This window comes from Pseudomonas sp. PSKL.D1 (assembly GCF_028898945.1).
In the GTDB taxonomy this organism is placed as follows: Bacteria; Pseudomonadota; Gammaproteobacteria; order Pseudomonadales; family Pseudomonadaceae; genus Aquipseudomonas.
The window spans coordinates 1500807-1527350 of record NZ_CP118607.1; the positions used below are offsets into that span (position 1 = coordinate 1500807).

A 26544-nucleotide genomic window follows, 5' to 3' on the forward strand; every position below is an offset into this window, starting at 1 on the left:
GTGCTGTCGCATATGGTTGGGTTGCAGGTCGCAGCTGGAGCAGGTCGCGGTGTGTGGCAGGACGATGATGCAATCTCCAAGACCTGACGTGGGGATGCTTTGATGAGTATGCGACGTTTCCTGGGGGTGGGTACTGCCCTGGTATTGGCCATGAGCGCTGCGCAGGCAATGGCCAAAGAGGTAAGCATCGGTTACGTGGACGGGTGGGCCGACAGTGTGGCCACCACCAACGTGGCCGCCGAAGTGATCAAGCAGAAACTTGGCTATGACGTGAAGCTGCAGGCGGTTGCCACCGGCATCATGTGGCAGGGCGTGGCCACCGGCAAACTTGACGCCATGCTCTCGGCCTGGCTGCCGGTCACCCATGGTGAATACTGGACCAAGAACAAGGACAACGTGGTCGATTACGGCCCTAACTTCAAGGACGCCAAGATCGGCCTGATCGTGCCGGAGTACGTCAAGGCCAGCAGCATTGCCGACCTGAAGACCGACACCACCTTCAAGCAGAAGATCGTCGGTATCGACGCAGGCTCGGGCGTGATGCTCAAGACCGACCAGGCCATCAAGGACTACGACCTTACCGGCTACAAGCTGCAGGCCAGCTCGGGCGCTGCGATGACCGCCGAACTGGGCCGGGCATACGCCAAGCAGCAGTCCATTGCAGTGACCGGTTGGGTGCCACACTGGATGTTCGCCAAGTGGAAGCTGAAGTTCCTCGAAGACCCGAAAGGCGTGTATGGCGCGGCCGAGACCGTGAACAGCATTGGCAGCAAAGAGCTGGCGAGCAAGGCGCCGGAAGTGGCGGAGTTCCTGAAGAAATTCAGCTGGCAGTCCAAGGACGAGATCGGCGAGGTGATGCTGGCGATCCAGGAAGGTGCCAAGCCTGAAGCGGCGGCCAAGGATTGGGTGGCCAAGCATCCGGACCGCGTGAAGGAGTGGACCGGTAAGTAGGTCCAAGGGCCAGTTCGGGGCCATCGCGGATAAATCCGCTCCTACAGGGATAGCTGGAACCCTGTAGGAGCGGATTTATCCGCGAAAGGGCCGTCGCTTTGTTACGCAATCTGTAAAACACCGTTGCATCTAAGACTAAGGTCGTCTGGTTGGCGTCGTACGGCAGCATAAAGTGAAGGTGTGGGTTCCATCCCCTATCTGTGCTGCTAGGACAAAAACAATGAACGACAGCATTTACCTCTCGATACAAAACAGCCCCCGCTTCAAGGAGCTGGTCAGCAAACGCGAGCGCTTCGCCTGGATCCTCTCGGCGATCATGCTCGGCCTCTACTGCGCTTTCATCCTCCTCATCGCCTACGGCCCGCAAGTGCTTGGCGCCAAGCTCAGCCCGGACTCGTCGATCACCTGGGGCATCCCCCTGGGCGTTGGCCTGATCCTCTCGGCGTTCGTGCTGACCGGCATCTACGTGCGCCGCGCCAATGGCGAATTCGATGAGCTGAACAAGGCCATCCTGAAGGAGGCGCAACAATGATCCGCCACGCCAAAGCTTTGGCCGTACTGGCCTGCGGCGTTTTCGCACCCGCCGTGTGGGCCGCCGATGCCCTGACCGGCGAGGTGCAGAAACAGCCGCTGAACGTTTCGGCGATCGCCATGTTCGTGGCGTTCGTTGCCTTTACTCTGGGGATCACCTACTGGGCCTCCAAACGCAACAAATCGGCGGCCGACTACTACGCCGCCGGTGGCAAGATCACCGGGTTTCAAAACGGCCTGGCGATTGCCGGTGACTACATGTCGGCGGCCTCGTTCCTGGGAATTTCCGCGCTGGTGTTCACGTCGGGCTACGACGGCCTGATCTACTCCATCGGCTTTTTGGTCGGCTGGCCGATCATCCTGTTCCTGATCGCCGAACGCCTGCGCAACCTGGGCAAATACACCTTTGCCGACGTGGCGTCGTACCGCCTCGGGCAAAAAGAAATCCGCACCCTGTCGGCCTCCGGCTCGCTGGTGGTAGTGGCCTTCTACCTGATTGCCCAGATGGTCGGTGCCGGCAAGCTCATCGAGTTGCTGTTTGGCCTGGACTACCACGTTGCGGTCATCCTGGTGGGTATCCTGATGTGCCTGTACGTGCTGTTCGGCGGCATGCTGGCCACCACCTGGGTGCAGATCATCAAGGCGGTGTTGCTGCTGTCCGGTGCCAGCTTCATGGCGCTGATGGTGATGAAGCACGTGGGCTTCGACTTCAACACCCTGTTCTCCGAGGCGATCAAGGTGCACGCCAAGGGTGAAGCGATCATGAGCCCGGGCGGCCTGGTCAAAGACCCGATCTCGGCATTCTCGCTGGGCCTGGCACTGATGTTCGGTACCGCCGGCCTGCCGCATATCCTGATGCGCTTCTTCACCGTCAGCGACGCCAAGGAAGCCCGCAAGAGCGTGCTGTATGCCACCGGCTTCATCGGTTACTTCTACATCCTGACCTTCATCATCGGCTTTGGCGCGATCCTGCTGGTCAGCACCAACCCCGACTTCAAGGACGCCGCCGGCGCCCTGATCGGCGGCAACAACATGGCGGCGGTGCACCTGGCAGATGCCGTGGGTGGCAGCGTGTTCCTGGGCTTCATTTCGGCAGTAGCCTTCGCCACCATCCTGGCGGTGGTTGCCGGCCTGACCCTGGCCGGTGCCTCGGCGGTGTCCCATGACCTGTACGCCAGCGTTTGGCGCAAGGGCAAGGCCAATGACAAGGACGAGATCCGCGTGTCGAAGATCACCACCATTGCCTTGGGCGTGCTGGCGATCGGCCTGGGCATCCTGTTCGAGAAGCAGAACATCGCCTTCATGGTGGGCCTGGCGTTCTCCATTGCTGCCAGCTGCAACTTCCCGGTGCTGCTGCTCTCGATGTACTGGAAGAAGCTGACTACCCGCGGCGCCATGATTGGCGGCTGGCTGGGCCTGATCAGCGCGGTGACGCTGATGGTGCTCGGCCCGACCATCTGGGTACAGATTCTCGGCCACGAGAAAGCCATCTACCCGTACGAGTACCCTGCGCTGTTCTCGATGATCATTGCCTTTGCCGGTATCTGGTTCTTCTCGGTTACCGACAAGTCCAAGGCTGCTGATGACGAGCGTGCGCTGTTCTACCCGCAGTTTGTGCGTTCGCAAACAGGCCTGGGGGCCTCGGGCGCTGTGTCGCACTGAGCCATTGCCCCATAAAAAAACCGCGCTTCGGCGCGGTTTTTTTTATTTGTTGCGGCTAGATCATGCCCAGTAACAACAGCACCAGCAGAATCACAAGCACCACGCCGACGATGCCGGACGGGCCATAGCCCCAGCTGCGCGAGTGCGGGAAGACCGGTAAGCCACCAATCAGTAGAAGGATCAGGATGATGATGAGGATCGTGGTCATGAAGGAGTCCTTGCGTGGTTGAGGGTCAAGGGCCTCGGACTGCTGGCCTCTTGCTAATTCGGACTGCTGCCGCTTTGGAAAGATTCCATTTGTGTGTTGCCTGTGCTGACGTCATCGCGGATAAATCCGCTCCTACACATAACCCCTGTAGGAGCGGATTCATCCGCGATGAGGCCCTCATTGACCACCCAGTCATGCCTGCCCATTCACTACCCTGATGAACCCTGCTTTGCGCAATTGCCTTGATTAGACTCGATTCACAATCAGTCAACACAAGGCCAGCCCCATGCAAAACCGCATCATGATCACCGGCGCCGGTTCAGGCCTCGGCCGCGAAATCGCCCTGCGTTGGGCGCGCGAGGGCTGGCGCCTGGCGCTGGCCGATGTCAACGAAGCCGGCCTGCGCGACACCCTGGAGCAGGTGCGTGCGGCGGGTGGTGAGGGCTTCACCCAGCGCTGCGATGTGCGCGACTACAGCCAGCTCACCGCCCTGGCCCAGGCCTGCGAAGAGAAGTTCGGCGGCATCGATGCCATCGTCAACAATGCCGGTGTCGCCTCGGGCGGGTTCTTTGCCGAACTGTCGCTGGAGGACTGGGACTGGCAGATCGCCGTCAACCTGATGGGCGTGGTCAAGGGCTGCAAGGCGTTCCTGCCGCTGCTGGAGCGCAGCAAGGGGCGCATCATCAACGTGGCCTCCATGGCCGCCTTGATGCAGGGGCCGGGCATGAGCAACTACAACGTTGCCAAGGCCGGGGTGCTGGCCCTGTCGGAAAGCCTGCTGGTGGAGCTGCGCCAGCTGGAAGTGGCGGTGCACGTAGTGTGCCCGTCCTTCTTCCAGACCAACCTGCTGGACTCGTTCCGCGGGCCGAACCCGGCCATGAAAGCCCAGGTGGGCAAGTTGCTGGAAGGCTCGCCCATCAGCGCGGCGGACATCGCCGACTACATTCATGAGCAGGTAGCAGCCGGGGAGTTCCTGATTTTGCCGCACGAAGCCGGGCGTCAGGCATGGCAGCTCAAGCAGCAAGCGCCGCAGCGGCTGTATGACGAGATGGCGGAGATGGCGGTGAAGATGCGAGCCAAGGCGCAAACGCGCTGATTGTAGGATGTGTCTGTAGGATGTTTTACCTGTAGCTGTAGGAGCATTCTGAATTAGTGGTGAAGTATTGAGTAGCCGAATATCCCCATGCAGGCTGGGGTTTTCCCAGTTTGCAGGAGGATTGGACGATGTTGGTGATTGGCCGTGAAGTGGGCGAGGTCATCGTCATTGGCGATGACATTCACATCAAGGTGGTAGAGACCCGGGATGGCATGGTGCGTTTCGGTGTGTGTGCGCCGCGTGAGGTGCCAGTACACCGGGCCGAGGTGTACAAACGGATCAAGGCAGGGGAGGCGCGCAAGGTGAAGATGGCCTGAGTTGGCCTGTACCGGCCCTTTCGCGGGTGAACCCGCGAAAGGGCCGGTACAGGTTAATCCAGCAACTCCCGAGGCACATCATGCCTGGCCAGCAACTGGCACTGCTGGCTCTCGGGGTCGAAGAGGATGAACGCCTGCCCTTTGGCCAATGCCTGACGCACCCGCAGCACACGGGTTTCCAGCGGTGTGTCGTCGCCATTGTCGGTGCCGTCGCGGGTTACGAAGTCCTCGATCAGGCGCGTCAGGGTGTCAGCTTCTAGTTGGTCGTAAGGGATCAGCATGGGCAACATTCTGTTTCATTGAACGATGCCGCCATCCTACGCCAAACCGGGCGCGTCAGTCTTTGTTTCCCAACAGGCTGTCCACCACCGGTACCCGCGTGTCGCTGCCCATCTGGGTTTCATGTTCCAGCTGATGGCTGAAGCGCTCGAGCGAGCCGTTGGCCGGTTGCGAGTCGCTGGCGAACACCGGCGGGCTCAGCAAGTAGGCGGCCAGCAGGCGGCTGAGGGTGGCAAGGCTGTCGATGTGCGTGCGTTCGTAGCCGTGGGTGGCGTCGCAGCCGAATGCCACCAGCGCGGTGCGGATGTCGTGCCCGGCCGTCACGGCGGAATGGGCATCGCTGAAGTAATAGCGGAACAGGTCACGTTTCACCGGCAAGTCCTGGTCACCGGCCAGTTTCAGCAGGTGACGTGAAAGGTGGTAGTCATAAGGCCCCGAGGAGTCCTGCATGGCCACGCTCACCGCATGTTCGCTGGACGCCTGGCCAGGCGCGACGGGGGCGATATCGATGCCAACGAATTCGCTCACGTCCCAAGGCAGGGCCGCGGCGGCACCTGAGCCGGTTTCTTCGGTGATGGTGAACAGCGGGTGGCAGTCGATCAGTGGCTGTTGCCCACTTTCCACCACGGTTTTCAACGCCGTGAGCAATGCAGCCACACCCGCTTTGTCGTCCAGATGACGGGCGCTGATGTGGCCGCTTTCGGTGAACTCCGGCAGCGGGTCGAAGGCCACGAAATCACCGATGGCGATGCCTAAGGCCTCGCAGTCGGCGCGGGTGGCGCAGTAGGCATCCAGGCGCACTTCCACGTGCTCCCAGCTGACTGGCATCTGGTCGATGGCGGTGTTGAAGGCATGCCCGCTGGCCATCAGCGGCAGCACGCTGCCGCGAAACACGCCGGTGTCGGTAAAAATGCTGACCCGGCTGCCTTCGGCGAAGCGGCTGGACCAGCAGCCCACCGGGGCCAGGGCCAGGCGGCCGTTGTCCTGCAACTGGCGCACGCTGGCGCCGATGGTGTCGAGGTGGGCCGAAACGGCACGGTCGGGGGAGTTCTGCCGGCCCTTGAGGGTGGCGCGGATGGTGCCGCGGCGGGTCAGCTCGTAGGGGATGCCCAGCTCGTCCAGGCGTTCGGCCACGTAGCGCACGATGGTGTCGGTGAAACCGGTGGGGCTGGGGATGGACAGCATTTCCAGCAGCACGCGCTTGAGGTAGTCGAGGTCGGGTTCGGGGTGTTGTTGAGGCATGTGTTCTCCTTTGAGGCTTGTGCCAGCTTTGCCGGCCCTTCGCGGCTGAAGCCGCTCCTACAGGGAGCGCGCTTTCAGCCGCGATGGCCGTTACGCCAACGCCCGGCTATGCGGAAACAGCAAATCGACAAACCGCTCCGCCGTGGGCTGCGGTTCATGGTTGGCCAACCCAACCCGCTCGTTGGCCTCGATGATGACGTACTCGGGCTGCGTGGCATCGCGCACCATCAGGTCCAGCCCCACCACCGGAATGTCCAGTGCCCGCGCCGCGCGTATGGCGGCATCGGCCAGTACCGGGTGCAGGCGTTCGGTCACGTCTTCCAGGGTGCCGCCGGTGTGCAGGTTGGCAGTACGGCGCACGGCCAGGCGCTGGCCGGCGGGCAGTACCGTGGCGTAATCGAGCCCGGCATCACGCAGGGTGCGTTCGGTCTCGTCATCCAGCGGAATGCGGCTTTCGCCGCCGGTGGCAGCCTGGCGGCGGCGGCTTTGGGCTTCGATCAGCGCCTTGATGCTGTGCTTGCCGTCACCCAGCACTTGGGCGGGGTGGCGGATGGCGGCGGCCACCACTTCATGGCCAATCACCACGATGCGCAGGTCATGGCCCGGGTGGAAGCTTTCCAGCAGCACGCGGCTGTCAAAACGCTTGGCCTGTTCGATGGCCTGGGCCACTTGCTCGAACGTGGTCAGGTTCACCGCCACGCCCTGGCCTTGCTCGCCGTCCACCGGCTTCACCACCACGGCGCCGTGGTCTTCCACGAAGGCGAGGTTGTCATCGGCACTGGCTGCCAATTGCTGCACCGGCACGTGCAGGCCGGCGTTGTGCAGGGCCTGACGGGTCAGGCGTTTGTCCTGGCACAGGGTCATGCTGACGGCGCTGGTCAGGTCGCTGAGCGATTCGCGGCAGCGTACCCGCCGCCCGCCCAGGCTGAGGGTGAACAGCCCGCCGGCCGCATCGTCCACCTGCACCTCGATGCCGCGGCGGTGGGCCTCGTCGACGATGATCCGTGCGTAGGGGTTGAGCTCCGCTGCCGGGCCAGGGCCCAGGAACAGTTGCTGGTTGATGCCGTTCTTGCGCTTGACCGCAAAGGTGGGCAGGTTACGAAACCCCAGCTTGCCGTACAGGCGCTTGGCCTGGCGATTGTCGTGCAGCACCGACAGGTCGAGGTAGGCCAGGCCACGGCTCATGAAATGCTCCACCAGGTGGCGCACCAGTACTTCACCCACGCCGGGGCGGCTGCACTGCGGGTCAACGGCCAGGCACCACAGGCTGCTGCCGCGTTCAGGGTCGTCGAACGCCTTGCTGTGGTTCAGGCCCATCACACTGCCGATCACCGCGCCGCTGTCTTCATCTTCGGCCAGCCAGTACACCGGGCCGCCCAGGTGGCGCGGGGTGAGCAATTCGGGTTGTACCGGCAGCATGCCGCGGGCCTGGTACAGGCTGTTGATCGCCTGCCAGTCGGTGTCGCTTTGCGCCCGACGGATGCGGAAGCCGCGGAACACGCGCTGCGCCGGGCGGTAGTCGGTAAACCACAGGCGCAGGGTGTCGGACGGGTCGAGAAACAGCTGATGCGGCGCTTGGGCCAGCAATTGCTGTGGCGCGGCCACGTACAGGGCGATGTCGCGCTCGCCGGGGCGTTCGTGCTGCAGCGCCTCGGCCAGGCTGGCGGCATCCGGGTAGGTGTGGCCGATCAGCAGGCGGCCCCAGCCGCAGTGCAGGGCACGTGGCTGGTCGTGTGGCTCGCTGCCGTCACCGGCCAGGCGCGCCTGCAGCCGCTCGTAGGACGGTGACTGGCCCCGCAGCAGGCGCTGACCGTAAGCGATTTCGTGGGCTTTCATCGGTCAGATTCCTTGTTCGCTCAGCCACAGGTTGAGGGCCGCGAGCTGCCACAGCTTGGAGCCGCGCAGCGGGGTGAGCTGGCCGTGCGGGTTGCTCAGCAGGCGGTCGAGCATGGCCGGGTTGAATAGGCCACGGTCCTGGCTCGGGTCGGTCAGCAGCTCGCGCACCCAATCCAGGGTGGCACCTTGCAGGTGCTTGAGGCCGGGCACCGGGAAGTAGCCCTTCTTGCGGTCGATCACCTCGTGGGGGATGACCCGCCGCGCGGCCTGCTTGAGCACTTGCTTGCCGCCGTCAGGCAGCTTGAAGCGTGCCGGGATGCGTGCCGACAGCTCCACCAGGCGGTAGTCGAGGAACGGCGTGCGCGCTTCCAGGCCCCAGGCCATGGTCATGTTGTCGACGCGCTTGACCGGGTCGTCCACCAGCATCACGGTGCTGTCCAGGCGCAGTGCCTTGTCTACCGCGTCGGCGGCGCCGGGGCGGGCAAAGTGCTCGCGCACAAAATCGCCAGCCGCGTCGGTTTCCAGCAGCCACGGGGCTTGCACGGTGTCGCGGTACTCGGCGTGGCTGCGGTCGAAAAAGGCCTCACGGTAAGCGCTGTAGGGGTCAGCCGCGCCGTCCACCTGCGGGTACCAGTGGTAACCGGCAAACAGCTCGTCGGCGCCCTGGCCGCTTTGCACACCTTTGCAATGCTTGGCCACCTCGCGAGACAGCAAATAGAAGGCAATGCAGTCGTGGCTGACCATTGGCTCGCTCATGGCGCGGAAGGCCGCAGGCAGTTGCTCGATGATTTCGCTTTCGGCAATGCGCAACTGGTGGTGGTGGGTGCCGTAGTGTTTGGCGATCAGGTCGGAATACTGGAATTCGTCGCCACGTTCGCCGCCGGCGTCTTCAAAGCCGATGGAGAAGGTGGAGAGGTCGTCCACGCCAGCTTCGCGCAGCAGGCCGACCAACAGGCTGGAATCAACACCGCCCGACAACAGCACGCCGACGTCCACTGCTGCACGCTGGCGGATGGCCACGGCATCGCGGGTGGCGTCGAGCACGCGGGTGGTCCAGCCTTCCAGGTCGAGATCACGCTCGTCCGGGTTTGGGCCGTAATGCAGTTGCCACCAGGTGTGGCGCTCCACTTCGCCATGGCGGTCGATGCGCATCCAGGTGCCGGGCTCGAGCTTCTGCACGTTGGCCAGCAAGGTGCGTGGCGCTGGCACCACGGCGTGGAAGTTGAGGTAGTGGTTGAGCGCCACCGGGTCGATCATCGGGTCGATGTCACCGCCCTTGAGCAGCGCCGGCAGGGTGGAAGCAAAGCGCAGGCGCTCGCCATTGCGCGACAGGTACAGCGGCTTCACGCCCAGGCGGTCGCGGGCCAGGAACAGGCGCTGGTTGTCGCGCTCCCAGATGGCCAGGGCGAACATACCGTTGAGCTTGGGCAGCAAGGCCGCGCCCCAGGCGTGGTAGCCCTTGAGCAGCACTTCGGTATCGCCGTCGGACCAGAAGGTGTAGCCCAGGTCCTGCAGCTCCTGGCGCAGCTCGGGGAAGTTGTAGATGGCGCCGTTGAACGCCAGCGACAGGCCCAGGGTGTTGTCGACCATGGGCTGCGCCGAGCCGTCGGACAAGTCCATGATCTTCAGGCGCCGGTGGCCCAGGGCAATCGGGCCCTGGCTATGGAAGCCCCAGGCATCGGGGCCACGGGGCGCCAGGTGGTGGGTGATGCGCTCCACCGCGGCCAGGTCGGCCGGGCGTGGGGCTTGGTCGATGGGGGTGAAACGTAACTCTCCTGCTAATCCGCACATAGGTCCTTACCGGTTTTTCCGTTGGGGAATCGGTGCCCTGGGATGGGCACGTGTAAGGAACTGACCGGGGGGGATTGTGAGAGTTTTAGATCGATATGTTATAAGCGGGGAGAACGTGCAATGCCCTTCGCGGATAAATCCGCTCCTACAGGGACAGCGTTTCCCTGTAGGAGCGGATTTATCCGCGAAGCCGTGACGCGCTACTTCCCGCGTATCAATTTGCGCAATGCAAACCGGTTCGGATGGCAGGCTTCTGCAACTGCACGAGGCACTGGCAAAGGCTCACCACACACCCATGCCGCAATCAGCTCGCCACTCAACGGCGCCGTGATCAGCCCCCGCGACCCATGCCCGCTGTTCACGTACAACCCATCCAGCCAAGGGCAAACGATGTCCGGTATCTGGCGGGCATCCTTTGCCAGCACCGCATAAGCCTCGGCAAATGCGCCAGGGTCGGCCAGCGGCCCGACAATCGGCAAGTAATCCGGGCTGGTGCAACGAAACGCCGCGCGCCCTTGCAAGAGCTCCGGGTTCAGCGCCGCGGTATCAAGGCGCTGCGCGAGGTCTGCGGAAATGTCGTCCAGTAGCCTCAGATTGCCCTGATGTTCGGCCACCGTCGGCGTGAGGTCGTCCGTGTGGAAATCAAAGCTTGCCCCAAGCGTGTGCTCATCCCCGCGAGGCGGCGCCACGTAACCATCGGCGCACACCACCGTGCGTAGCGCACGGCTGGCCGGGGTGACGGGCAGCCGGGTGATCTGCCCGCGAATGCGCTTGAGGGGCAGGCCTGCGCAAGGCTCGAATCGGCGCACGTCGGCCGCGCCCGCCAGCACCACCACCGGCGCGTTGGCCAGTAGGTGCTCGCCGGCCCAGGCCTGCCATTGGCCGTCGACCTTGCGCAGTTCGGCCACATCCTTGTGTGTGCGCAGCTGAATGTTGGGATGTTGCAGTTGCGCCTGGCACAGCGCTGGCGGATGTACCCAGCCGCCTTCGGGGTAGAACAGGCCGCCCGCCGGCAGCGCCACGCCGGCAACCGCTTCAGCTTCATTGCGCTCCAGTGCCTGCAGTAAGCCGCTGTCGAATGCCTCGGCAAGCTTGGCCTGGCGTTCGGCTTCCTTGCTGTCGAACGCCAGTTGCAATACGCCACACGCGTCCCAGTCCTGGCCTTTTTGCAGCCGCTCAAGCTGGCGGCGGGTGTAGCCGAAACCGGACAGAATCATCTGCGACAGTGCCGTGCCATGTGCCGACAACTTCAGGTACAGCACACCTTGCGGGTTGCCGGACGCTTCACGCGCAGGTGCTTCGTGGCGCTCCAGCATGGTGACTTGCCAGCCACGCGCCGCCAGGCTGGCGGCGCTGGCGCTGCCGGCGAGGCCCGCACCGATCACCAGCGCATGACGCGGGCCGGCCGGAAGCTGCGGGCGCGCATACCAAGGTGGTGACAGCGGCGCGGCCGGCGTGCCGATGTACTCGCCACTCATCACTTCCCACTTCTTGCCCAGGCCCGGCACCTTTTTCATGGCGAAACCCGCTTCGACCAGGCTACGACGCACCCAGCCGGTGGTGGTGAAGGTGGCCAGCGCCGTGCCGGGGCGCGATAGCCGCGCCAGCTGCGCGAACAGTTCGGGCGTCCACATGTCGGGGTTTTTGGCCGGTGCAAAGCCATCGAGAAACCACACGTCGATAGGCGCATCAAGTTGCGGCAACTGCTCCAGCACATCGCCAATCAGCAAGGTCAGGGTGACCCGGCCGTGGTCGAATGTGAACTGCTGGAAGCCCGGATGCACCGCCACGTACTGCTGCAAAAAAGGCTCGGTGAACGCTGCAAGCTCCGGCCACAGGCGCACGGCGCGGGCCATGTCGTCATGGCTAAGCGGGTACTTCTCGACACTGACGAAATGCAGGCGAGCTTGCGCGGGGGCTGCCTCGGCAAACAGCTGCCAGGCGCAGAAAAAGTTCATGCCGGTGCCAAAGCCTGTTTCGCCGATCACCAGGCAGCCATGGGCAGGCAGCGCGGCAAAGCGCTCGCGCAGCCGGGGTTGTTCGAGGAACACATGGCGGGTTTCGTCGGTGCCTTCGTTCTTGGAAAAGTACACATCGTCGTACTGCCGGGAAAGGGGGCGGCCTTGGTCGTCCCAGTCGATCTGGGCATGCTGGAGAAGGGTGGGTGCAGGCATGGTTGGCTCGGTTTGCAGCGGAAAGGCGATTTTAAGGGGATTGTGGATGCTAGTCTTGTTTATCCATTGAAGGAGCCAGTCCAGCATGTTCGAATCCGCGGAAATCGGTCACAGCATCGACAAGGAAACCTACGAGGCAGAGGTGCCCGCCCTGCGCGAGGCCCTGCTTGAAGCCCAGTACGAACTCAAGCAGCAGGCACGTTTCCCGGTGATCGTGCTGATCAACGGCGTGGAAGGCGCCGGCAAGGGCGAGACGGTGAAACTGCTCAACGAGTGGATGGACCCGCGCATGATCGACGTGCTCACCTTCGACCAGCAAACCGACGAAGAACTGGCCCGGCCACCGGCATGGCGCTACTGGCGGGCACTGCCGCCAAAGGGGCGCATGGGGGTGTTTTTCGGCAACTGGTACAGCCAGATGATTCAAGGCCGCGTGCATGGCGTGTTCAAGGACGCCGTGCTCGACCAGGCCATCACCGGGGCCGAGCGCCTGGAACAGATGCTGTGCGATGAAGGCGCGCTGATCATCAAGTTCTGGTTCCACTTGTCCAAAAAACAGATGAAGGCCCGCCTCAAGGCGCTCAAGGACGACCCGCTGCACAGCTGGCGCATCAGCCCTTTGGACTGGCAGCAATCGGAAACCTACGACCGCTTCGTGCGTTTTGGCGAACGCGTGCTGCGCCGCACCAGCCGCGACTACGCACCTTGGCACGTGGTGGAGGGCGCAGACCCGCATTACCGCAGCCTGGCCGTTGGGCGCATCTTGCTCGAGAGCCTGCAGGCGGCGCTGGAGCACAACCCCAAAGGCAAGCACCAGGGCAACATCGCCCCGCTGGGGCGCAGCATCGACCAACGCAGCTTGCTGGGTGCGCTGGACCTGAGCGTGCGCCTGGACAAGCACGATTACCAGGAACAACTGGTCACCGAACAGGCCCGCCTGGCCGGCCTGCTGCGCCACAAGCACATGCGCCGGCACGCGCTGGTGGCGGTGTTTGAAGGCAATGACGCGGCTGGCAAGGGTGGGGCCATCCGCCGGGTGGCCGCGGCGCTCGACCCGCGCCAGTACCGCATCGTGCCGATTGCCGCGCCCACTGAAGAGGAACGTGCCCAGCCCTACCTGTGGCGGTTCTGGCGGCACATTCCGGCGCGGGGCAAGTTCACCATCTTCGACCGCTCCTGGTATGGCCGGGTGCTGGTGGAGCGGGTGGAGGGCTTTTGCACGCCGGTTGACTGGATGCGCGCCTACGGCGAGATAAACGATTTTGAAGAACAGTTGGTCAATGCCGGCGTGGTGGTGGTGAAGTTCTGGCTGGCGATCGACCAGCAGACGCAGCTTGAGCGTTTCGAGGAGCGTGAACAGATCCCGTTCAAGCGTTACAAGATCACCGAGGATGACTGGCGCAACCGCGATAAGTGGGGTGTGTATGTGGATGCCGTGGGTGACATGGTCGACCGCACCAGCACCGAGATCGCGCCGTGGACGCTGGTGGAGGCCAACGACAAGCGGTGGGCGCGGGTGAAGGTGTTGCGTACCATCAATGAGGCGCTGGAAGCGGCGTTTGCCAGGCATAAGAAGTAAGCTGTGACGGCCCCTCGCGGCTAAAGCCGCTCCTACAGGATTTCGCTGAACCTGTAGGAGCGGCTTTAGCCGCGATGAGGCCTTGAACCCCTTGGAATCAAGTACCCCCACCACGGGCCTGACTGAGAACCCCATGCACACAACATCCGGCCGCTGGCTTTACGGCCTGTCCCTTGCTCTGCTGACCGCGCTCCTCTGGGGCATCCTTCCGATAAAACTCAAACAAGTGCTGCAGGTGATGGACCCGGTAACCGTCACCTGGTACCGCCTGCTCGTTTCCGGCGGTTTGCTGTTCGCCTGGCTGGCCACCAAACGTCGCTTACCTTCCTTGAACAAGCTGCCGCCCAAGGGTAAAGGCCTGGTGGTGGTGGCCGTGTGCGGCTTGCTGGGTAACTACGTGCTGTACCTGATCGGCCTCAAGCTACTCAGCCCCGGCACCACGCAACTGGTGGTGCAAATTGGCCCGGTGTTGCTGCTGGTGGCCAGCGTATTCGTGTTCAAGGAGCGCTTCAGCCTGGGGCAGGGCATTGGTTTGTTGATACTGCTGGCCGGTTTCGGGCTGTTCTTCAATCAGCGGCTTGAAGAATTGCTGACCTCACTGGGCACCTACACCACGGGTGTGCTGACCATTCTGCTGGCCACCAGCATCTGGGTGTTCTATGCCCTGAGCCAGAAGCAGTTGCTCTCGGTGTGGCATTCGCAGCAGGTGATGATGGTGATCTACCTGGGGTGTGCGGCATTGCTCACGCCCTGGGTGCACCCGCTGGAGGCGTTGCAGTTGACGCCGTTGCAGGGTTGGCTGTTGCTGGCCTGCTGCCTTAACACGCTGGTGGCCTATGGTGCGTTCGCCGAGGCATTGGCGCACTGGGAGGCTTCGCGGGTAAGTGCCACGCTGGCGCTGACGCCGCTGGTGACCTTTGTGGCGGTGGCGCTGGCAGCCTGGATGTGGCCTGGGTTTGTGCAGGCGGAGGACATCAATGCCCTGGGGTATGTGGGGGCGGTGACGGTAGTGATCGGGTCGACGTTGGTGGCGGTGGGGCCTTCGTTGGTGGCGGGGTGGCGGGCGAGGAGGGGTTCAGGTATTCAGCGCCTGTAATACCGGGCGCCGCCTGCGCGGCGCATCGCGGATGAATCCGCTCCTACAGGTTGCGTGTTGCTTGTAGGAGCGGATTTATCCGCGATGCGCCGCGCAGGCGGCGCTCGATCTCCCAGGCGCAGACAATCTCAATTCAACCCTTACCACCCGGCGCCAGCATGTTCGCGGGCCGCACCCACTCGTCAAACTGCTCATTGGTCAGGTACTTCAACTCCAGCGCCGCCTCCCGCAGGGTCTTGCCCTCGCTGTAGGCCTTCTTGGCAATCTCCGCCGCCTTGTCATACCCAATGTGCGGGTTCAGCGCCGTCACCAGCATCAACCCCCGCTCCAGATGCGCCGCCATTTGTTCGGCGTCCGGCTCGATCCCGGCCACGCAATGCTGCTGGAAGTTACGGCAGCCGTCGGCCAGCAGTTCAATCGACTGCAGCAGGTTGTGGATGATCACCGGTTTGAACACGTTCAACTGCAAATGCCCCTGGCTGGCGGCAAAGCCGATGGCGGCGTCGTTGCCCAATACCTGGCAGGCCAGCATCGACAGCGCCTCGCACTGGGTCGGGTTGACCTTGCCGGGCATGATCGAACTGCCCGGCTCGTTGGCCGGCAAGCGCACTTCGGCAAGCCCTGCGCGGGGGCCAGAGCCGAGCAGGCGCAGGTCGTTGGCGATTTTCATCAGGGCCACTGCCAGCGTCTTCAGCGCACCGGCCAGGCTGGTGAGCGGTTCATGGCCGGCGAGGGCGGCGAACTTGTTTGGCGCCGTGACAAACGGCATGCCGGAGAGCGCCCCCAGTTCGCCCGCCACCGCTTCGGCAAAGCCATGTGGCGCGTTCAGGCCGGTGCCCACTGCCGTGCCGCCCTGGGCCAGTTCGCACACTGCCGGCAGGGTGGCGCGGATGGCACGCTGGGCATAGTCGAGCTGGGCGACGAAGGCGGACACCTCCTGGCCGAAGGTGATGGGCGTGGCGTCCATCATGTGCGTGCGCCCGGTCTTGACCAGCTTGTGGTGGCGCGCCGACAGTTCAGCCAGCCCCGACGACAGCTCGGCAATGGCAGGCAGCAGTTTTTCGTTCACCGCCTGGGCTGCCGCGATGTGCATGGCGGTGGGGAAGCAGTCGTTGGAGCTCTGCGAGCGGTTGACGTGGTCGTTGGGGTGTACTGGCGCCTTGCCGCCACGGCCTTTGCCGGCCAGTTCGTTGGCGCGCCCGGCAATCACCTCGTTGACGTTCATGTTGCTTTGGGTGCCGCTGCCGGTCTGCCAGACGACGAGCGGGAACTGGTCGTCGTGCTCGCCTTTGAGCACCTCGTCGGCCGCTTGTTCGATCAACCGGGCGATGTCGGCCGGTAGGTCGCCATTGCGGTTGTTGACGCGTGCGGCGGCTTTCTTGATCAAAGCCAGGGCGTGCAGCACCGCGAGCGGCATGCGTTCCTTGCCGATGGCAAAGTTGATCAGCGAGCGTTGGGTTTGCGCGCCCCAGTAGGCGTCCTCCGGAACTTCGACCGGGCCCAGGCTGTCTGTCTCGATACGGCTCATGCTGCGTTCACTCCTTTGTCAGTCAGAATCAGCAGTTTAGGCCCTCATGCGGCGACGCGGTTCATTCGCTCGTCGTGCCACTTGAGCAGCACGCCCTGCGGGGCGCAGAATGCTCTACTCTTGAGGTTTCGCCTCCCCTCCCTGAAGGAAATGCAATGACCCGTCTCCGTGTCCTCTGTGCCGCCGTTGCCCTGGCTTGCGCCAGCGGCCAGGTGCTCGCTGCCACCGCCAGCCACAACGCTGCCGCCGAGAAATTCCTGACCCTGGCCAATGCCGACAAGCTGGGCACCCCGGTGTACATGCAGGTCCAGCAGATGTTCGCCCAACGCTTCGCCCAGACCAAGGCCCCGGCTTCCAAGCAGTCGGTGCTGGAAAGCTACCAGGCCAAGGCCAATGCTGCGCTCGACAGCGCCATCGGCTGGAACAAGCTGAAGCCGAAGATGGTCGACCTGTACACCCAGACCTTCACCGAGCAGGAGCTCAAAGACCTGGTCAAGTTCTACGAGTCGCCGCTGGGCAAGAAAGTGCTCACCCAGATGCCTAAGGTTACCCAGCAGTCGGCCCAGCTGACCCAGCAGAGCCTGGAGCCTGCGGTACCGGTGGTCAACAAACTGCTCGACGACATGACCAAAGAGCTGGACCCCAATGCTGGCAAGGCCGCCGCACCGGCCAAGAAGTGAGTAACACCCGATGACCATGCAGCAACGCATCGAGCAGCAACTGGGCGCACTGGCGCCCCAGCACCTTGAAGTGTTCAACGAAAGCCACATGCACAGCCGTGGCCAGGAGACGCACTACAAGGCGGTGATCGTCAGTGAGCAGTTTGCCGGGCTCAACAGCGTCAAGCGTCACCAGAAGGTGTATGCCACCATGGGTGAGCTGATGGGCGAAATCCATGCGCTGGCCATTCATACCTATACCGCAGAAGAGTGGGCCAAGGTTGGCGTTGCGCCGGCGTCGCCGGTGTGTGCTGGCGGCGGGCACTGAATCCTTTTTTCTGATCTGGTACAATCTGCGACATCCGGGGGGCCGCTGCGCGGCCCTTTCGCGACACAAGGCCGCTCCCACAGGAGGAATGTGTATTCCTGTGGGAGCGGCCTTGTGTCGCGAAAGGGGCGCAAAGCGCCCCCTTGCTATTTCATGTCAAACCCAGGTCCGCCCCTTACGAGGGCACCTACCCGGAGATTCAACGCAATGACCCAACCGATCGTCGTGGCGGCGCTGTACAAGTTCGTCACCCTGCAAGACTACGTTGAGCTACGCGACCCGCTGCTCAAGGCCATGACCGACAACGGCGTCAAAGGCACCCTGCTGCTGGCCCATGAAGGCATCAACGGCACCGTCTCGGCCACCCGCGAAGGCATCGACGGCCTGCTGGCCTGGCTGCGCAACGACCCGCGCCTGGTGGATGTCGACCACAAAGAGTCCTACTGCGACGAGCAGCCGTTCTACCGCACCAAGGTCAAGCTGAAAAAAGAGATCGTCACCCTCGGCGTGCCGGGCGTGGACCCGAACCAGGCCGTTGGCACCTATGTCGACCCCAAAGACTGGAACGCCCTGATCAGCGACCCTGAAGTGCTGCTGATCGACACCCGCAACGACTACGAAGTGGCCATCGGCACCTTCAAGGGTGCCATCGACCCCAAGACCGAAACCTTCCGCGAGTTCCCCGACTACATCAAGGCCAACTTCGACCCGAGCAAGCACAAGAAGGTCGCCATGTTCTGCACCGGCGGCATCCGTTGCGAAAAAGCCTCCAGCTACATGCTCGGTGAAGGCTTCGAGGCGGTCTATCATCTTAAGGGCGGCATCCTGAAATACTTCGAGGAAGTGCCTCAGGAAGAAAGCCTCTGGGATGGCGACTGCTTCGTCTTCGACAACCGGGTCACGGTGCGCCATGACCTGACCGAGGGTGAATACGACCAGTGCCATGCCTGCCGCCACCCGATTGATGTGCAGGACCGTGCGTCCGAGCATTATTCGCCAGGCGTGAGCTGCCCGCACTGCTGGGACTCGCTGAGCGAAAAGACCCGGCGCAGCGCCATCGACCGCCAGAAGCAGATCGAGCTGGCCAAGGCGCGCAACCTGCCGCACCCGATCGGCTACAACTACAAAGCCGAGGCTTGATGCATGACTGCACGCCTGCTCTATGTGATGGACCCGATGTGCTCCTGGTGCTGGGGTTTCGCGCCAGTGGCCGAGGCCCTGATCGCCCAGGCGCGTGAGGCGGGCGTGGCCACCCGATTGATTCCGGGTGGTTTGCGTACCGGTGGCAGCGCCCTGGACGGCTCCACCCGCAAGTACATCCTTGAGCATTGGCAGGCGGTGGCAGAGGCAACCGGGCAACCGTTCCGGTTCGACGGTGCCATGCCCGATGGCTTCGTCTACGATACCGAGCCGGCCTGCCGGGCGCTGGTCACTGCCCGCGAACTGGATGCCGAACGGGTCTGGCCGCTGTTGGCATCGATCCAGCGGTCGTTCTACGAGCAGGGCGTGGACGTCACCACGGCGCCGCAACTGGTCGAGCTTGCCGCTCGGGCCGGTTTCGACCGAGCCGTGTTTGCCGAGGCCTTCGCCCGTGCCGACACCCGCACGGCCACCCAGGCCGACTTCAGCTGGGCGCAGGATTTGGGCATCGCCGGCTTCCCGACCCTGCTGGCCGAGCGCAATGGCCAACTGGCCTTGCTGACCAACGGCTACCAGCCGCTGGGCCGCCTGCAACCCTTGCTTGGCCGCTGGCTGCAGCAGGCCGCCTGTGCTTGACCTGCCAGGGTCGCCCGACCCTGTGCCGGGGAAGCCTGCTGCTGCGGCCGATCGACTGAGCTGGGCAGAAATCCGCCGCCTGGCGTTGCACCACAAGAAAAATCTCTGGACCGCCAACTTCGTTGCCGTGCTGGCTGCCTGCTGCAGCGTGCCGATTCCGCTGCTGCTGCCGCTGCTGGTGGACGAAGTGCTGCTGGGCCACGGCGATGCCGCGCTCAAATGGATGAACCACCTGCTGCCGAGCAATTGGCAAGTCGCGGCGGGCTACATCGGCCTGATGCTGGGCGTCACGCTGTGCCTGCGCCTGGCGGCGCTGGCCTTCAACGTGGTGCAGGCCAAGCTGTTCGCGGGCCTGGCCAAGGACATCGTCTACCGTCTGCGCATTCGCCTGATCGAGCGGCTCAAGCGTATTTCACTCAAGGAATACGAAAGCCTGGGCAGCGGCACGGTAACCACCCACCTGGTCACCGACCTGGATACCCTCGACAAGTTTGTTGGCGAAACCCTGAGCCGCTTCCTGGTGGCCATGCTTACCCTGGCCGGTACTTCAGCCATCCTGATCTGGATGCACTGGAAGCTGGCCTTGCTGATCCTGCTGTTCAACCCGCTGGTGATTTACTTCACCGTGCAGTTGGGCAAGCGGGTCAAGCACCTGAAGAAGCTTGAAAACGACAGCACCTCGCGGTTTACCCAGGCGCTGTCGGAAACCCTGGATGCCATACAGGAAGTGCGTGCCGGTAATCGGCAGGGCTACTTCCTGGGGCGGCTCGGCCTGCGTGCGCGTGAAGTGCGCGACTACGCCGTCGAGTCCCAGTGGAAGAGTGATGCCAGCGGGCGGGCCAGTGGCTTGCTGTTCCAGTTCGGCATCGACATTTTCCGTGCAGCAGCCATGCTCACGGTGCTGTTCTCCGACTTGTCGATCGGGCAGATGCTGGCGGTGTTCAGCTACCTGTGGTTCATGATCGGGCCGGTGGAGCAACTGCTTAACCTGCAGTACGCCTACTACGCTGCCGGGGGTGCCCTGAGCCGACTCAACGAATTGCTGGCGCGCGAAGACGAGCCTCAGTACCCCGCCGCCTGCGACCCGTTCGCCGGGCGCGAAACCGTGGGTATCGAAGTGCGCGACCTGCGCTTCGCCTACGCCGACGAGCCGGTGCTGGAGCACCTCGACCTGGCCATTGCACCGGGCGAAAAAGTCGCCATCGTCGGGGCAAGTGGTGGCGGCAAGAGCACGCTGGTACAGCTGCTGCTAGGCCTTTATACGGCGCAGGCCGGGACCATCCGCTTTGGCGGAGCCAGCCTGCAGGAAATCGGCCTGGAAACCCTGCGCGAAAACGTGGCGGTGGTGCTGCAGCACCCGTCGCTGTTCAACGACACGGTACGCGCCAACCTGAGCATGGGCCGCGATTGCACCGACGAGGCCTGCTGGCAGGCCCTGCGGATCGCCCAGTTGGAGGCCACCATCGCAGCCTTGCCGCAAGGGCTGGACAGCGTGGTCGGCCGGTCCGGCGTGCGTTTGTCCGGTGGGCAGCGTCAGCGCCTGGCCATTGCCCGCATGGTGCTGGCCGAGCCCAAGGTAGTCATTCTCGACGAAGCCACTTCGGCGCTGGACGCTGCTACCGAGTACAACCTGCATCAGGCCTTGGCGCGGTTCCTGAGCGGCCGTACCACCTTGATCATTGCCCACCGGCTGTCGGCCGTGAAGCAGGCTGACCGGGTACTGGTGTTCGATGGCGGGCACGTTGCCGAGGACGGTGGGCATCAGCAACTGATTGCTGAAGGTGGCTTGTACGCCAAGTTGTATGGGCATTTGCAGCAGTCCTGATACCCCTTCTTAAAATTCCCCCCAGACAGATGGCAAATGGCCTACGCTGTGCTTGTCTGGGTTGATTTGTGCCTTATCCGCTCTGTGACAGGGACTACATGAAGGGAAATCGCACTCTAGAAGCGCCAAGGTTGCTGGGTATCATCTGGCCCTTCATCGCTGTCGTAGTCTTCCAGGTACTGCTGGGCAGCCTGAGCCTTTATGCGCTCTCGGCAGTGCGTGCCTATGTGGCAGGCGAAAGCCTGTGGTCCAAGGCGCAGAAAGACGCCATTTATTACCTGAGCCTGTACGCCGACAGTGGCGACGATCACACCTACCAGCGTTATCGCCAGGTCATCACCGTGCCCCAGGGTGACCATCAGTTGCGTGAGGTGCTCGACCAGCCCGACCCGGACCTGGACGAAGCGCGCCGCGCAGTGCTGCAGGGCGGCAACCACCCGGATGATGTTGACCGCATCATCTGGTTCTATCGCAACTTCCACCAGATCAGCTACATGCAAACCGCCATTGCCTACTGGAACGTGGGCGATGACTACCTGGCCAAGCTGGATGTGCTGGCCGCCGAAATGCGCGCGGGGTTCGCCAACGGGCAGGTGACGGCTGAACAGGCGGCCGGCTGGCGCGGGCGCATCGTGGCGATCAACGAAGGTGTCACCCCGGCCGCCAAAGCCTTCAGCGACGCGCTGGGCGAAGGTTCGCGGATGCTGTTGCGCGTGCTGCTGGTCACCAACCTGCTGACGGCCCTGTTCCTCATCAGCATTGCCTGGCGCCGCTCAAGCAAGCTGCTAGCCCAGCGCCAAGCGTTTGCCAGCGCCCTGCAGGAAGAAAAAGAACGGGCACAGATTACCTTGCAAGCCATTGGCGATGCGGTGATCACAGCCGATGTCGAAGGCAACATTGGCTACATGAACCCGGCCGCCGAGCAGCTCACCCATTGGCAGGCCGGGCAGGCGCTGGGGCTGCCGCTGACGGCGCTGTTCAGCCTGGTGGACGAGCAAGCCGAGGACGACACCAGTACGTTGATCGAACAGGTACTCAACGGCAGCCTCAAGGGTGGCGCCGAGCATGCCCGGCTGATCCAGCGGCTTGATGGCAGTACGGTGTCGATCAACCTGGTGGGTTCGCCCATCATCAGCGACGGGCAACTGGCCGGGATCGTGCTGGTGCTGCACGACATGACCCAGGAGCGCCAGTACATCGCCAACCTGTCGTGGCAGGCAACCCACGATGCGTTGACCGGCCTGGCCAACCGTCGCGAGTTCGAGTACCGCCTGGAGCAGGTGCTCAATGGCTTGATGCGCATGGCCGGGCGCCATTCGCTGATGTTCCTTGACCTTGACCAGTTCAAGCTGGTGAACGACACCTGCGGCCATGCAGCGGGTGACGAGCTGCTCCGGCACATCTGTGCCGTGCTGCAGTCGGTGCTGCGCGAAGGCGATACGTTGGCGCGGCTGGGGGGCGACGAGTTTGGCGTACTGCTTGAAAACTGCCCGCCCGACCAGGCCGAACGCATTGCCGAAAACCTGCGTCAGGCCGTGCAGAGCCTGCAATTCGTATGGAAGGGCAGGCCGTTCGTCAGCACCGTAAGTATTGGCCTGGTGCACATGGCGCAGGTGCCAGGCACGCTGGAAGCTTCGCTGCGCGCGGCGGACATGGCGTGCTACATGGCCAAGGAGAAGGGCCGCAACCGGGTGCAGGTGTACCACGTGGACGACAGCGAGCTGTCGATGCGCTTTGGCGAAATGGCCTGGATCCAGCGCCTGCACGTGGCGCTGGAAGAGAACCGCTTCTGCCTCTATGCCCAGGAAATCGCGCCGCTGACCACCCTTGAAGGGCCTGGCCATATTGAAATTCTGCTGCGCCTGCACGACGAAAGCGGCCGTACGATCCTGCCTGACAGTTTTATCCCTGCCGCTGAACGCTATGGCCTGATGACGGCACTGGACCGGTGGGTTGTGCGCAATGTGTTCCAGGTGATCCGCCAGTGCCTGGACGAGGGGCGGGAAGGGCCTTTGTCGATGTGTGCCATCAACTTGTCGGGTTCCAGTATCGGTGACGACAAGTTTCTTGAGTACCTGCAGCGACTGTTCGTCGAATTTTCCATTCCGCCACGGCTGATCTGCTTCGAGATCACCGAAACCAGCGCCATTGCCAACCTTGGGAGTGCCATCCGCTTCATCAACGAATTGAAAGGGCTGGGCTGCAAGTTTTCGCTGGATGACTTTTGTGCCGGAATGTCGTCATTCGCTTATTTGAAACATTTACCTGTCGACTTCTTGAAGATCGACGGAAGTTTTGTCAAAGATATGCTGGACGATCCGGTTAATCGGGCTATGGTCGAAGTAATTAACCACATCGGCCACGTCATGGGTAAACGGACCATTGCCGAGTTTGTTGAAACACCGCTGATCGAACAGGCCTTGCAGGAAATCGGCGTGGATTACGCCCAGGGCTACCTGATCGAACGGCCGCAGGTGTTCACCTGCGACAGTCTGCAGCGCCAACGAATCGCTGCACGGCCCCTGTTGCACCGGGCGCCTGGTACCTTTCGCTGAAGAAACGTTCGCAAGATCACAAGGATCAAGGAGCTGAAAGTGATTGATGCATTCGTCCGCATCGGGCCATTGATGGACCCGGCCAGTTACCCTCAATGGGCTCAGCAACTGATCGAAGATTGCCGCGAAAGCAAGCGCAGGGTGGTGGAGCATGAGTTCTACCAGCGGCTGCGTGACGGCCAGTTGCGAGCCTCGACCATACGCCATTACCTGATCGGCGGCTGGCCGGTGGTGGAGCAGTTTTCCCTTTATATGGCCCACAACCTGACCAAGACCCGCTACGCCCGCCACCCCGGCGAAGACATGGCGCGGCGCTGGTTGATGCGCAACATACGGGTGGAGCTACACCATGCCGACTATTGGGTGCACTGGTGCCATGCCCATGGCATTCACCTGCACGAACTGCAGGCCCAGGAGGTACCCGCCGAGCTCAACGGGCTCAACGACTGGTGCTGGCGCGTGTGCACCACCGAATCGCTGGCCATTGCCATGGCCGCGACCAATTACGCGATAGAAGGGGCGACCGGGGAGTGGTCGGCGGTGGTGTGCGCCGAGGACACCTACGCCATGGGCTTCCCGGAGGATCAGCGCAAGCGGGCCATGAAGTGGCTGAAGATGCACGCCCAGTATGACGACGCGCACCCCTGGGAGGCGTTGGAGATCATCTGCACCCTGGCGGGGGAGAACCCGACCTTGGGGTTGCGCACCGAATTGCGCAGGGCGATTTGCAAGAGTTATGACTGCATGTACCTGTTTTTGGAGCGGTGCATGCAGATGGAAGGGCGCCAGCAAGGGCGGCTGCGCCCGGCGTTGGCGGCGGGTTGAGGCATTGGGGCCGCTTTGCGGCCCATCGCGGCTGAAGGCCGCTCCTACAAGGACGCGCGTACCCCTGTAGGAACGGCCTTCAGCCGCGATGGGCTGCAAAGCAGCCCCAACAATCTCAAACCTTACTGCGCGTTAAACGCCTGCCCATTCACCCCGGCACTGTCCGGCCCCATCAAATACAGGTAAACCGGCATGATGTCCTCGGGCAGCGGGTTGTTTTGCGGGTTCTCACTCGGGTAAGCCTGCGCCCGCATCGCCGTGCGTGTGCCCCCCGGGTTGATGCTGTTCGAACGCACAGGCGCCACGCCATCCAGCTCGTCGGCCAGCGTCTGCATCAGCCCTTCGGTGGCAAACTTCGACACCCCGTAAGCTCCCCAGTAGGCCCGGCCCTTGCGCCCGACGCTGCTGGAGGTGAACACCACCGACGCATCCTCCGACAGCTTCAGCAGCGGCAGCAGCGTGCTGGTCAGCATGAAGGTGGCGTTGACGTTGATGTGCATCACCCGCATGAAGTTGTCGCCCGACAGCTGCTCCAGCGGCGTACGCGGGCCGATGATCGAGGCATTGTTCAGCAGGCCGTCGAGGCGGCCGAACTCCCTCTCGACCATGGCCGCCAGTTCGTCGTACTGGTGGGGCAGGGCGGTTTCCAGGTTGAACGGGATCACCACCGGTTGCGGGTGGCCGGCGGCCTCGATCTGGTCATAGACCTCGTTGAGGTTGGCCTCGGTCTTGCCCAGCAGCAGCACTGTGGCGCCCAGGGCCGCGTAGGCCTTTGCGGCAGCGGCGCCGATGCCACGGCCAGCACCGGTGACCAGAATGACGCGGCCCTTGAGCAGGTCGGGGCGGGCGGTGTAGTCGAACATTGATTAGTCCCTGTCTTCTTGGGCTGGCTCAGCAGCCGCACAGCGCGCTGTCGATGACCTTGCGCAGCTCCAGCGGGTGGTCCACGACCACATCCGCACCCCAGTTGTTGGGGTTGTCCTCTGGGTGAATATAGCCGTAGCGCACCGCCGCGGTGCGGGTGCCGGCGTCGCGGCCAGACTCGATGTCACGCAGGTCGTCGCCCACGAACAGTACGCTGGCCGGGTCCAGGTTCAAGGTTTTGCAGGCCAGGATCATCGGCTCGGGGTCGGGCTTGCTGTTCTTGACGTGGTCCGGGCAGATCAGCAGGGCTGAACGCTCGGCCAAGCCCAGGCGTTGCATGATAGGTTCGGCAAAGCGCACGGGCTTGTTGGTGACCACGCCCCACAGCAGGTTGCCTTTCTCGATGTCGGCCAGTAATTCGCCCATGCCGTCGAACAGTTTGCTGTGTACCGCGCAGTCGCGCTGGTAACGCTCCAGAAACTCCAGGCGCAGGGCCTCGAAGCCCTCGGCCTCCGGGTCCATGTCAAAGCTGGCCGCTACCATTGCGCGCGCGCCACCGGAAATCACGTCGCGGATACGCTTGTCGTCGACGGCCGGTAGGCCGCGCTCGGCCAGCATGGCCTGGCAGATGGCGATGAAGTCCGGCGCCGTGTCGAGCAGGGTACCGTCCATGTCGAATAGAACTGCTCGCAAACGCATGCTCATTCCTCGCGCAGGGTCTGGATCATGTAGTTGACGTCCACGTCGCTGCTCAGCTTGTAGTGCTTGGTCAGCGGGTTGTAGGTCAGGCCGATGATGTCCTTCACTTCAAGGCCGGTGGCACGGCTCCAGGCACCCAGTTCGGATGGGCGGATGAATTTCTTGAAGTCGTGGGTGCCGCGCGGCAGCATCTTGAGGATGTATTCGGCGCCGACGATGGCGAGCAGGTAGGCCTTGGGGTTGCGGTTGATGGTGGAGAAGAACACCTGGCCGCCCGGCTTGACCATACGATAGCAGGCGCGGATGACCGACGACGGGTCTGGCACGTGCTCGAGCATTTCCAGGCAGGTGACCACGTCGAACTGCTCGGGCATTTCTTCGGCCAGGGCTTCGGCGGTGGTCTGGCGGTACTCCACCTGCACGCCGGACTCCAGTTGGTGCAGCTGGGCCACGGCCAGAGGCGCCTCGCCCATGTCGATGCCGGTGACCGTGGCGCCACGCAGGGCCATCGCCTCGCTGAGGATGCCGCCGCCGCAACCCACGTCCAGCACCTTCTTGCCGGCCAGGCCGACGCGCTCGTCAATCCAGTTGACGCGCAGCGGGTTGATGTCGTGCAGCGGCTTGAACTCGCTTTCGCGGTCCCACCAGCGGTGCGCCAAGGCTTCAAACTTGGCGATTTCGGCGTGGTCGACGTTGCTCATTTGAACAGTCCTCTGAAACTTC

Annotated in this window: 24 protein-coding genes; 14 read left to right on the forward strand and 10 right to left on the reverse strand. The window is 63.2% G+C overall.

What is annotated here, in order from left to right:
- Nucleotides 1-102 precede the first annotated feature (102 nt).
- The 3 genes from PVV54_RS06645 to PVV54_RS06655 all read left to right on the forward strand — a co-directional run bounded on the left by PVV54_RS06645 (nucleotide 103) and on the right by PVV54_RS06655 (nucleotide 3144).
- Nucleotides 103-951: a glycine betaine ABC transporter substrate-binding protein gene (locus tag PVV54_RS06645; protein WP_274909171.1), complete on the forward strand. Its 849-nt coding sequence runs from the start codon at nucleotides 103-105 to the stop codon at nucleotides 949-951.
- 220 nt (nucleotides 952-1171) lie between these two features.
- Entirely contained in the window at nucleotides 1172-1483 is a 312-nt protein-coding gene (locus PVV54_RS06650; protein WP_274909172.1) for a DUF485 domain-containing protein, read from the forward strand.
- Nucleotides 1480-3144, forward strand: a complete 1665-nt coding sequence (locus PVV54_RS06655; RefSeq protein WP_274909173.1) for a cation acetate symporter — start codon at nucleotides 1480-1482, stop codon at nucleotides 3142-3144. The genes PVV54_RS06650 and PVV54_RS06655 overlap by 4 nt, the downstream gene beginning before the upstream one ends.
- Nucleotides 3145-3199: 55 nt before the next feature.
- Here PVV54_RS06655 and PVV54_RS06660 read toward each other — a convergent pair whose 3' ends face one another.
- A complete protein-coding gene (locus tag PVV54_RS06660) occupies nucleotides 3200-3352 on the reverse strand; it encodes a DUF3309 family protein (RefSeq protein ID WP_012271016.1) in 153 nt (50 codons plus the stop codon).
- A 286-nt stretch (nucleotides 3353-3638) separates the two neighbouring features.
- On the opposite strand from PVV54_RS06660, the gene PVV54_RS06665 reads away from it, so the two are divergent.
- Both PVV54_RS06665 and csrA read left to right on the forward strand, forming a co-directional pair.
- Nucleotides 3639-4448, forward strand: coding sequence for an SDR family oxidoreductase (locus PVV54_RS06665; protein WP_274909174.1), 810 nt, complete (start codon nucleotides 3639-3641; stop codon nucleotides 4446-4448).
- A 128-nt stretch (nucleotides 4449-4576) separates the two neighbouring features.
- Nucleotides 4577-4765 carry a carbon storage regulator CsrA gene (gene csrA, locus PVV54_RS06670; protein WP_274909175.1) on the forward strand — a complete coding sequence of 63 codons (189 nt, stop codon included), beginning with the start codon at nucleotides 4577-4579 and terminating at the stop codon, nucleotides 4763-4765.
- A 53-nt stretch (nucleotides 4766-4818) separates the two neighbouring features.
- Here csrA and PVV54_RS06675 read toward each other — a convergent pair whose 3' ends face one another.
- From PVV54_RS06675 to mnmC, 5 genes are all read right to left on the reverse strand, one after another.
- A complete protein-coding gene (locus tag PVV54_RS06675; RefSeq protein ID WP_274910396.1) occupies nucleotides 4819-5046 on the reverse strand; it encodes a YheU family protein in 228 nt (75 codons plus the stop codon).
- 55 nt (nucleotides 5047-5101) lie between these two features.
- The gene (locus PVV54_RS06680; protein WP_274909176.1) at nucleotides 5102-6286 is read right to left on the reverse strand and encodes an osmoprotectant NAGGN system M42 family peptidase; all 1185 of its coding nucleotides are present in this window, start codon (nucleotides 6284-6286) and stop codon (nucleotides 5102-5104) included.
- Between the two features lie 90 nt (nucleotides 6287-6376).
- Nucleotides 6377-8122, reverse strand: a complete 1746-nt coding sequence (gene ngg, locus PVV54_RS06685; protein WP_274909177.1) for an N-acetylglutaminylglutamine synthetase — start codon at nucleotides 8120-8122, stop codon at nucleotides 6377-6379.
- 3 nt (nucleotides 8123-8125) lie between these two features.
- A complete protein-coding gene (locus tag PVV54_RS06690) occupies nucleotides 8126-9913 on the reverse strand; it encodes an N-acetylglutaminylglutamine amidotransferase (protein WP_274909178.1) in 1788 nt (595 codons plus the stop codon).
- Nucleotides 9914-10113: 200 nt separating this feature from the next.
- Nucleotides 10114-12087: a bifunctional tRNA (5-methylaminomethyl-2-thiouridine)(34)-methyltransferase MnmD/FAD-dependent 5-carboxymethylaminomethyl-2-thiouridine(34) oxidoreductase MnmC gene (gene mnmC, locus PVV54_RS06695; RefSeq protein WP_274909179.1), complete on the reverse strand. Its 1974-nt coding sequence runs from the start codon at nucleotides 12085-12087 to the stop codon at nucleotides 10114-10116.
- A gap of 85 nt (nucleotides 12088-12172) precedes the next feature.
- Here mnmC and pap point away from each other — a divergent pair, with 85 nt between their 5' ends.
- Both pap and PVV54_RS06705 read left to right on the forward strand, forming a co-directional pair.
- A complete protein-coding gene (gene pap / locus PVV54_RS06700) occupies nucleotides 12173-13666 on the forward strand; it encodes a polyphosphate:AMP phosphotransferase (RefSeq protein WP_274909180.1) in 1494 nt (497 codons plus the stop codon).
- A gap of 133 nt (nucleotides 13667-13799) precedes the next feature.
- Nucleotides 13800-14762 carry a DMT family transporter gene (locus PVV54_RS06705; RefSeq protein ID WP_274909181.1) on the forward strand — a complete coding sequence of 321 codons (963 nt, stop codon included), beginning with the start codon at nucleotides 13800-13802 and terminating at the stop codon, nucleotides 14760-14762.
- 133 nt (nucleotides 14763-14895) lie between these two features.
- Here PVV54_RS06705 and PVV54_RS06710 read toward each other — a convergent pair whose 3' ends face one another.
- Entirely contained in the window at nucleotides 14896-16290 is a 1395-nt protein-coding gene (locus PVV54_RS06710; protein WP_274909182.1) for a class II fumarate hydratase, read from the reverse strand.
- Between the two features lie 155 nt (nucleotides 16291-16445).
- On the opposite strand from PVV54_RS06710, the gene PVV54_RS06715 reads away from it, so the two are divergent.
- From PVV54_RS06715 to PVV54_RS06745, 7 genes are all read left to right on the forward strand, one after another.
- Nucleotides 16446-16970 carry a DUF2059 domain-containing protein gene (locus tag PVV54_RS06715; protein ID WP_274909183.1) on the forward strand — a complete coding sequence of 175 codons (525 nt, stop codon included), beginning with the start codon at nucleotides 16446-16448 and terminating at the stop codon, nucleotides 16968-16970.
- 10 nt (nucleotides 16971-16980) lie between these two features.
- The gene (locus PVV54_RS06720; protein WP_274909184.1) at nucleotides 16981-17277 is read left to right on the forward strand and encodes a BolA family protein; all 297 of its coding nucleotides are present in this window, start codon (nucleotides 16981-16983) and stop codon (nucleotides 17275-17277) included.
- 207 nt (nucleotides 17278-17484) lie between these two features.
- Nucleotides 17485-18417: an oxygen-dependent tRNA uridine(34) hydroxylase TrhO gene (gene trhO, locus PVV54_RS06725; protein ID WP_274909185.1), complete on the forward strand. Its 933-nt coding sequence runs from the start codon at nucleotides 17485-17487 to the stop codon at nucleotides 18415-18417.
- Between the two features lie 3 nt (nucleotides 18418-18420).
- Entirely contained in the window at nucleotides 18421-19053 is a 633-nt protein-coding gene (locus PVV54_RS06730) for a DsbA family protein (RefSeq protein ID WP_274909186.1), read from the forward strand.
- Nucleotides 19046-20878: an ABC transporter ATP-binding protein gene (locus PVV54_RS06735; RefSeq protein WP_274909187.1), complete on the forward strand. Its 1833-nt coding sequence runs from the start codon at nucleotides 19046-19048 to the stop codon at nucleotides 20876-20878. The genes PVV54_RS06730 and PVV54_RS06735 overlap by 8 nt, the downstream gene beginning before the upstream one ends.
- A 98-nt stretch (nucleotides 20879-20976) precedes the next feature.
- A complete protein-coding gene (locus tag PVV54_RS06740; protein WP_274909188.1) occupies nucleotides 20977-23433 on the forward strand; it encodes an EAL domain-containing protein in 2457 nt (818 codons plus the stop codon).
- Between the two features lie 39 nt (nucleotides 23434-23472).
- Complete coding sequence (locus PVV54_RS06745; RefSeq protein WP_274909189.1) at nucleotides 23473-24258, forward strand: TenA family transcriptional regulator; 786 nt, start codon at nucleotides 23473-23475, stop codon at nucleotides 24256-24258.
- A 122-nt stretch (nucleotides 24259-24380) separates the two neighbouring features.
- Here PVV54_RS06745 and PVV54_RS06750 read toward each other — a convergent pair whose 3' ends face one another.
- From PVV54_RS06750 to ubiG, 3 genes are read right to left on the reverse strand one after another with little or no spacing between them, the layout of a single operon-like run.
- Nucleotides 24381-25121, reverse strand: a complete 741-nt coding sequence (locus PVV54_RS06750; RefSeq protein WP_274909190.1) for a YciK family oxidoreductase — start codon at nucleotides 25119-25121, stop codon at nucleotides 24381-24383.
- 28 nt (nucleotides 25122-25149) lie between these two features.
- On the reverse strand, nucleotides 25150-25821 hold the full coding sequence (mupP, locus tag PVV54_RS06755) for an N-acetylmuramic acid 6-phosphate phosphatase MupP (RefSeq protein ID WP_274909191.1): 672 nt from the start codon (nucleotides 25819-25821) through the stop codon (nucleotides 25150-25152).
- A 2-nt stretch (nucleotides 25822-25823) separates the two neighbouring features.
- A complete protein-coding gene (gene ubiG, locus PVV54_RS06760; RefSeq protein WP_274909192.1) occupies nucleotides 25824-26522 on the reverse strand; it encodes a bifunctional 2-polyprenyl-6-hydroxyphenol methylase/3-demethylubiquinol 3-O-methyltransferase UbiG in 699 nt (232 codons plus the stop codon).
- Between the last annotated feature and the right edge of the window lie 22 nt (nucleotides 26523-26544).

Excerpts from the sequence above, each read along its gene's own strand:
- PVV54_RS06645 (WP_274909171.1), top strand. The coding sequence starts at position 103 with ATGAGTATGCGACGTTTCCTGGGGGTGGGTACTGCCCTGGTATTGGCC.
- PVV54_RS06650 (WP_274909172.1), top strand. The coding sequence starts at position 1,172 with ATGAACGACAGCATTTACCTCTCGATACAAAACAGCCCCCGCTTCAAG.
- PVV54_RS06655 (WP_274909173.1), top strand. The coding sequence starts at position 1,480 with ATGATCCGCCACGCCAAAGCTTTGGCCGTACTGGCCTGCGGCGTTTTC.
- PVV54_RS06660 (WP_012271016.1), bottom strand. The coding sequence starts at position 3,352 with ATGACCACGATCCTCATCATCATCCTGATCCTTCTACTGATTGGTGGC.
- PVV54_RS06665 (WP_274909174.1), top strand. The coding sequence starts at position 3,639 with ATGCAAAACCGCATCATGATCACCGGCGCCGGTTCAGGCCTCGGCCGC.
- csrA (WP_274909175.1), top strand. The coding sequence starts at position 4,577 with ATGTTGGTGATTGGCCGTGAAGTGGGCGAGGTCATCGTCATTGGCGAT.
- PVV54_RS06675 (WP_274910396.1), bottom strand. The coding sequence starts at position 5,046 with ATGCTGATCCCTTACGACCAACTAGAAGCTGACACCCTGACGCGCCTG.
- PVV54_RS06680 (WP_274909176.1), bottom strand. The coding sequence starts at position 6,286 with ATGCCTCAACAACACCCCGAACCCGACCTCGACTACCTCAAGCGCGTG.
- ngg (WP_274909177.1), bottom strand. The coding sequence starts at position 8,122 with ATGAAAGCCCACGAAATCGCTTACGGTCAGCGCCTGCTGCGGGGCCAG.
- PVV54_RS06690 (WP_274909178.1), bottom strand. The coding sequence starts at position 9,913 with ATGTGCGGATTAGCAGGAGAGTTACGTTTCACCCCCATCGACCAAGCC.
- mnmC (WP_274909179.1), bottom strand. The coding sequence starts at position 12,087 with ATGCCTGCACCCACCCTTCTCCAGCATGCCCAGATCGACTGGGACGAC.
- pap (WP_274909180.1), top strand. The coding sequence starts at position 12,173 with ATGTTCGAATCCGCGGAAATCGGTCACAGCATCGACAAGGAAACCTAC.
- PVV54_RS06705 (WP_274909181.1), top strand. The coding sequence starts at position 13,800 with ATGCACACAACATCCGGCCGCTGGCTTTACGGCCTGTCCCTTGCTCTG.
- PVV54_RS06710 (WP_274909182.1), bottom strand. The coding sequence starts at position 16,290 with ATGAGCCGTATCGAGACAGACAGCCTGGGCCCGGTCGAAGTTCCGGAG.
- PVV54_RS06715 (WP_274909183.1), top strand. The coding sequence starts at position 16,446 with ATGACCCGTCTCCGTGTCCTCTGTGCCGCCGTTGCCCTGGCTTGCGCC.
- PVV54_RS06720 (WP_274909184.1), top strand. The coding sequence starts at position 16,981 with ATGACCATGCAGCAACGCATCGAGCAGCAACTGGGCGCACTGGCGCCC.
- trhO (WP_274909185.1), top strand. The coding sequence starts at position 17,485 with ATGACCCAACCGATCGTCGTGGCGGCGCTGTACAAGTTCGTCACCCTG.
- PVV54_RS06730 (WP_274909186.1), top strand. The coding sequence starts at position 18,421 with ATGACTGCACGCCTGCTCTATGTGATGGACCCGATGTGCTCCTGGTGC.
- PVV54_RS06740 (WP_274909188.1), top strand. The coding sequence starts at position 20,977 with ATGAAGGGAAATCGCACTCTAGAAGCGCCAAGGTTGCTGGGTATCATC.
- PVV54_RS06750 (WP_274909190.1), bottom strand. The coding sequence starts at position 25,121 with ATGTTCGACTACACCGCCCGCCCCGACCTGCTCAAGGGCCGCGTCATT.
- mupP (WP_274909191.1), bottom strand. The coding sequence starts at position 25,821 with ATGCGTTTGCGAGCAGTTCTATTCGACATGGACGGTACCCTGCTCGAC.
- ubiG (WP_274909192.1), bottom strand. The coding sequence starts at position 26,522 with ATGAGCAACGTCGACCACGCCGAAATCGCCAAGTTTGAAGCCTTGGCG.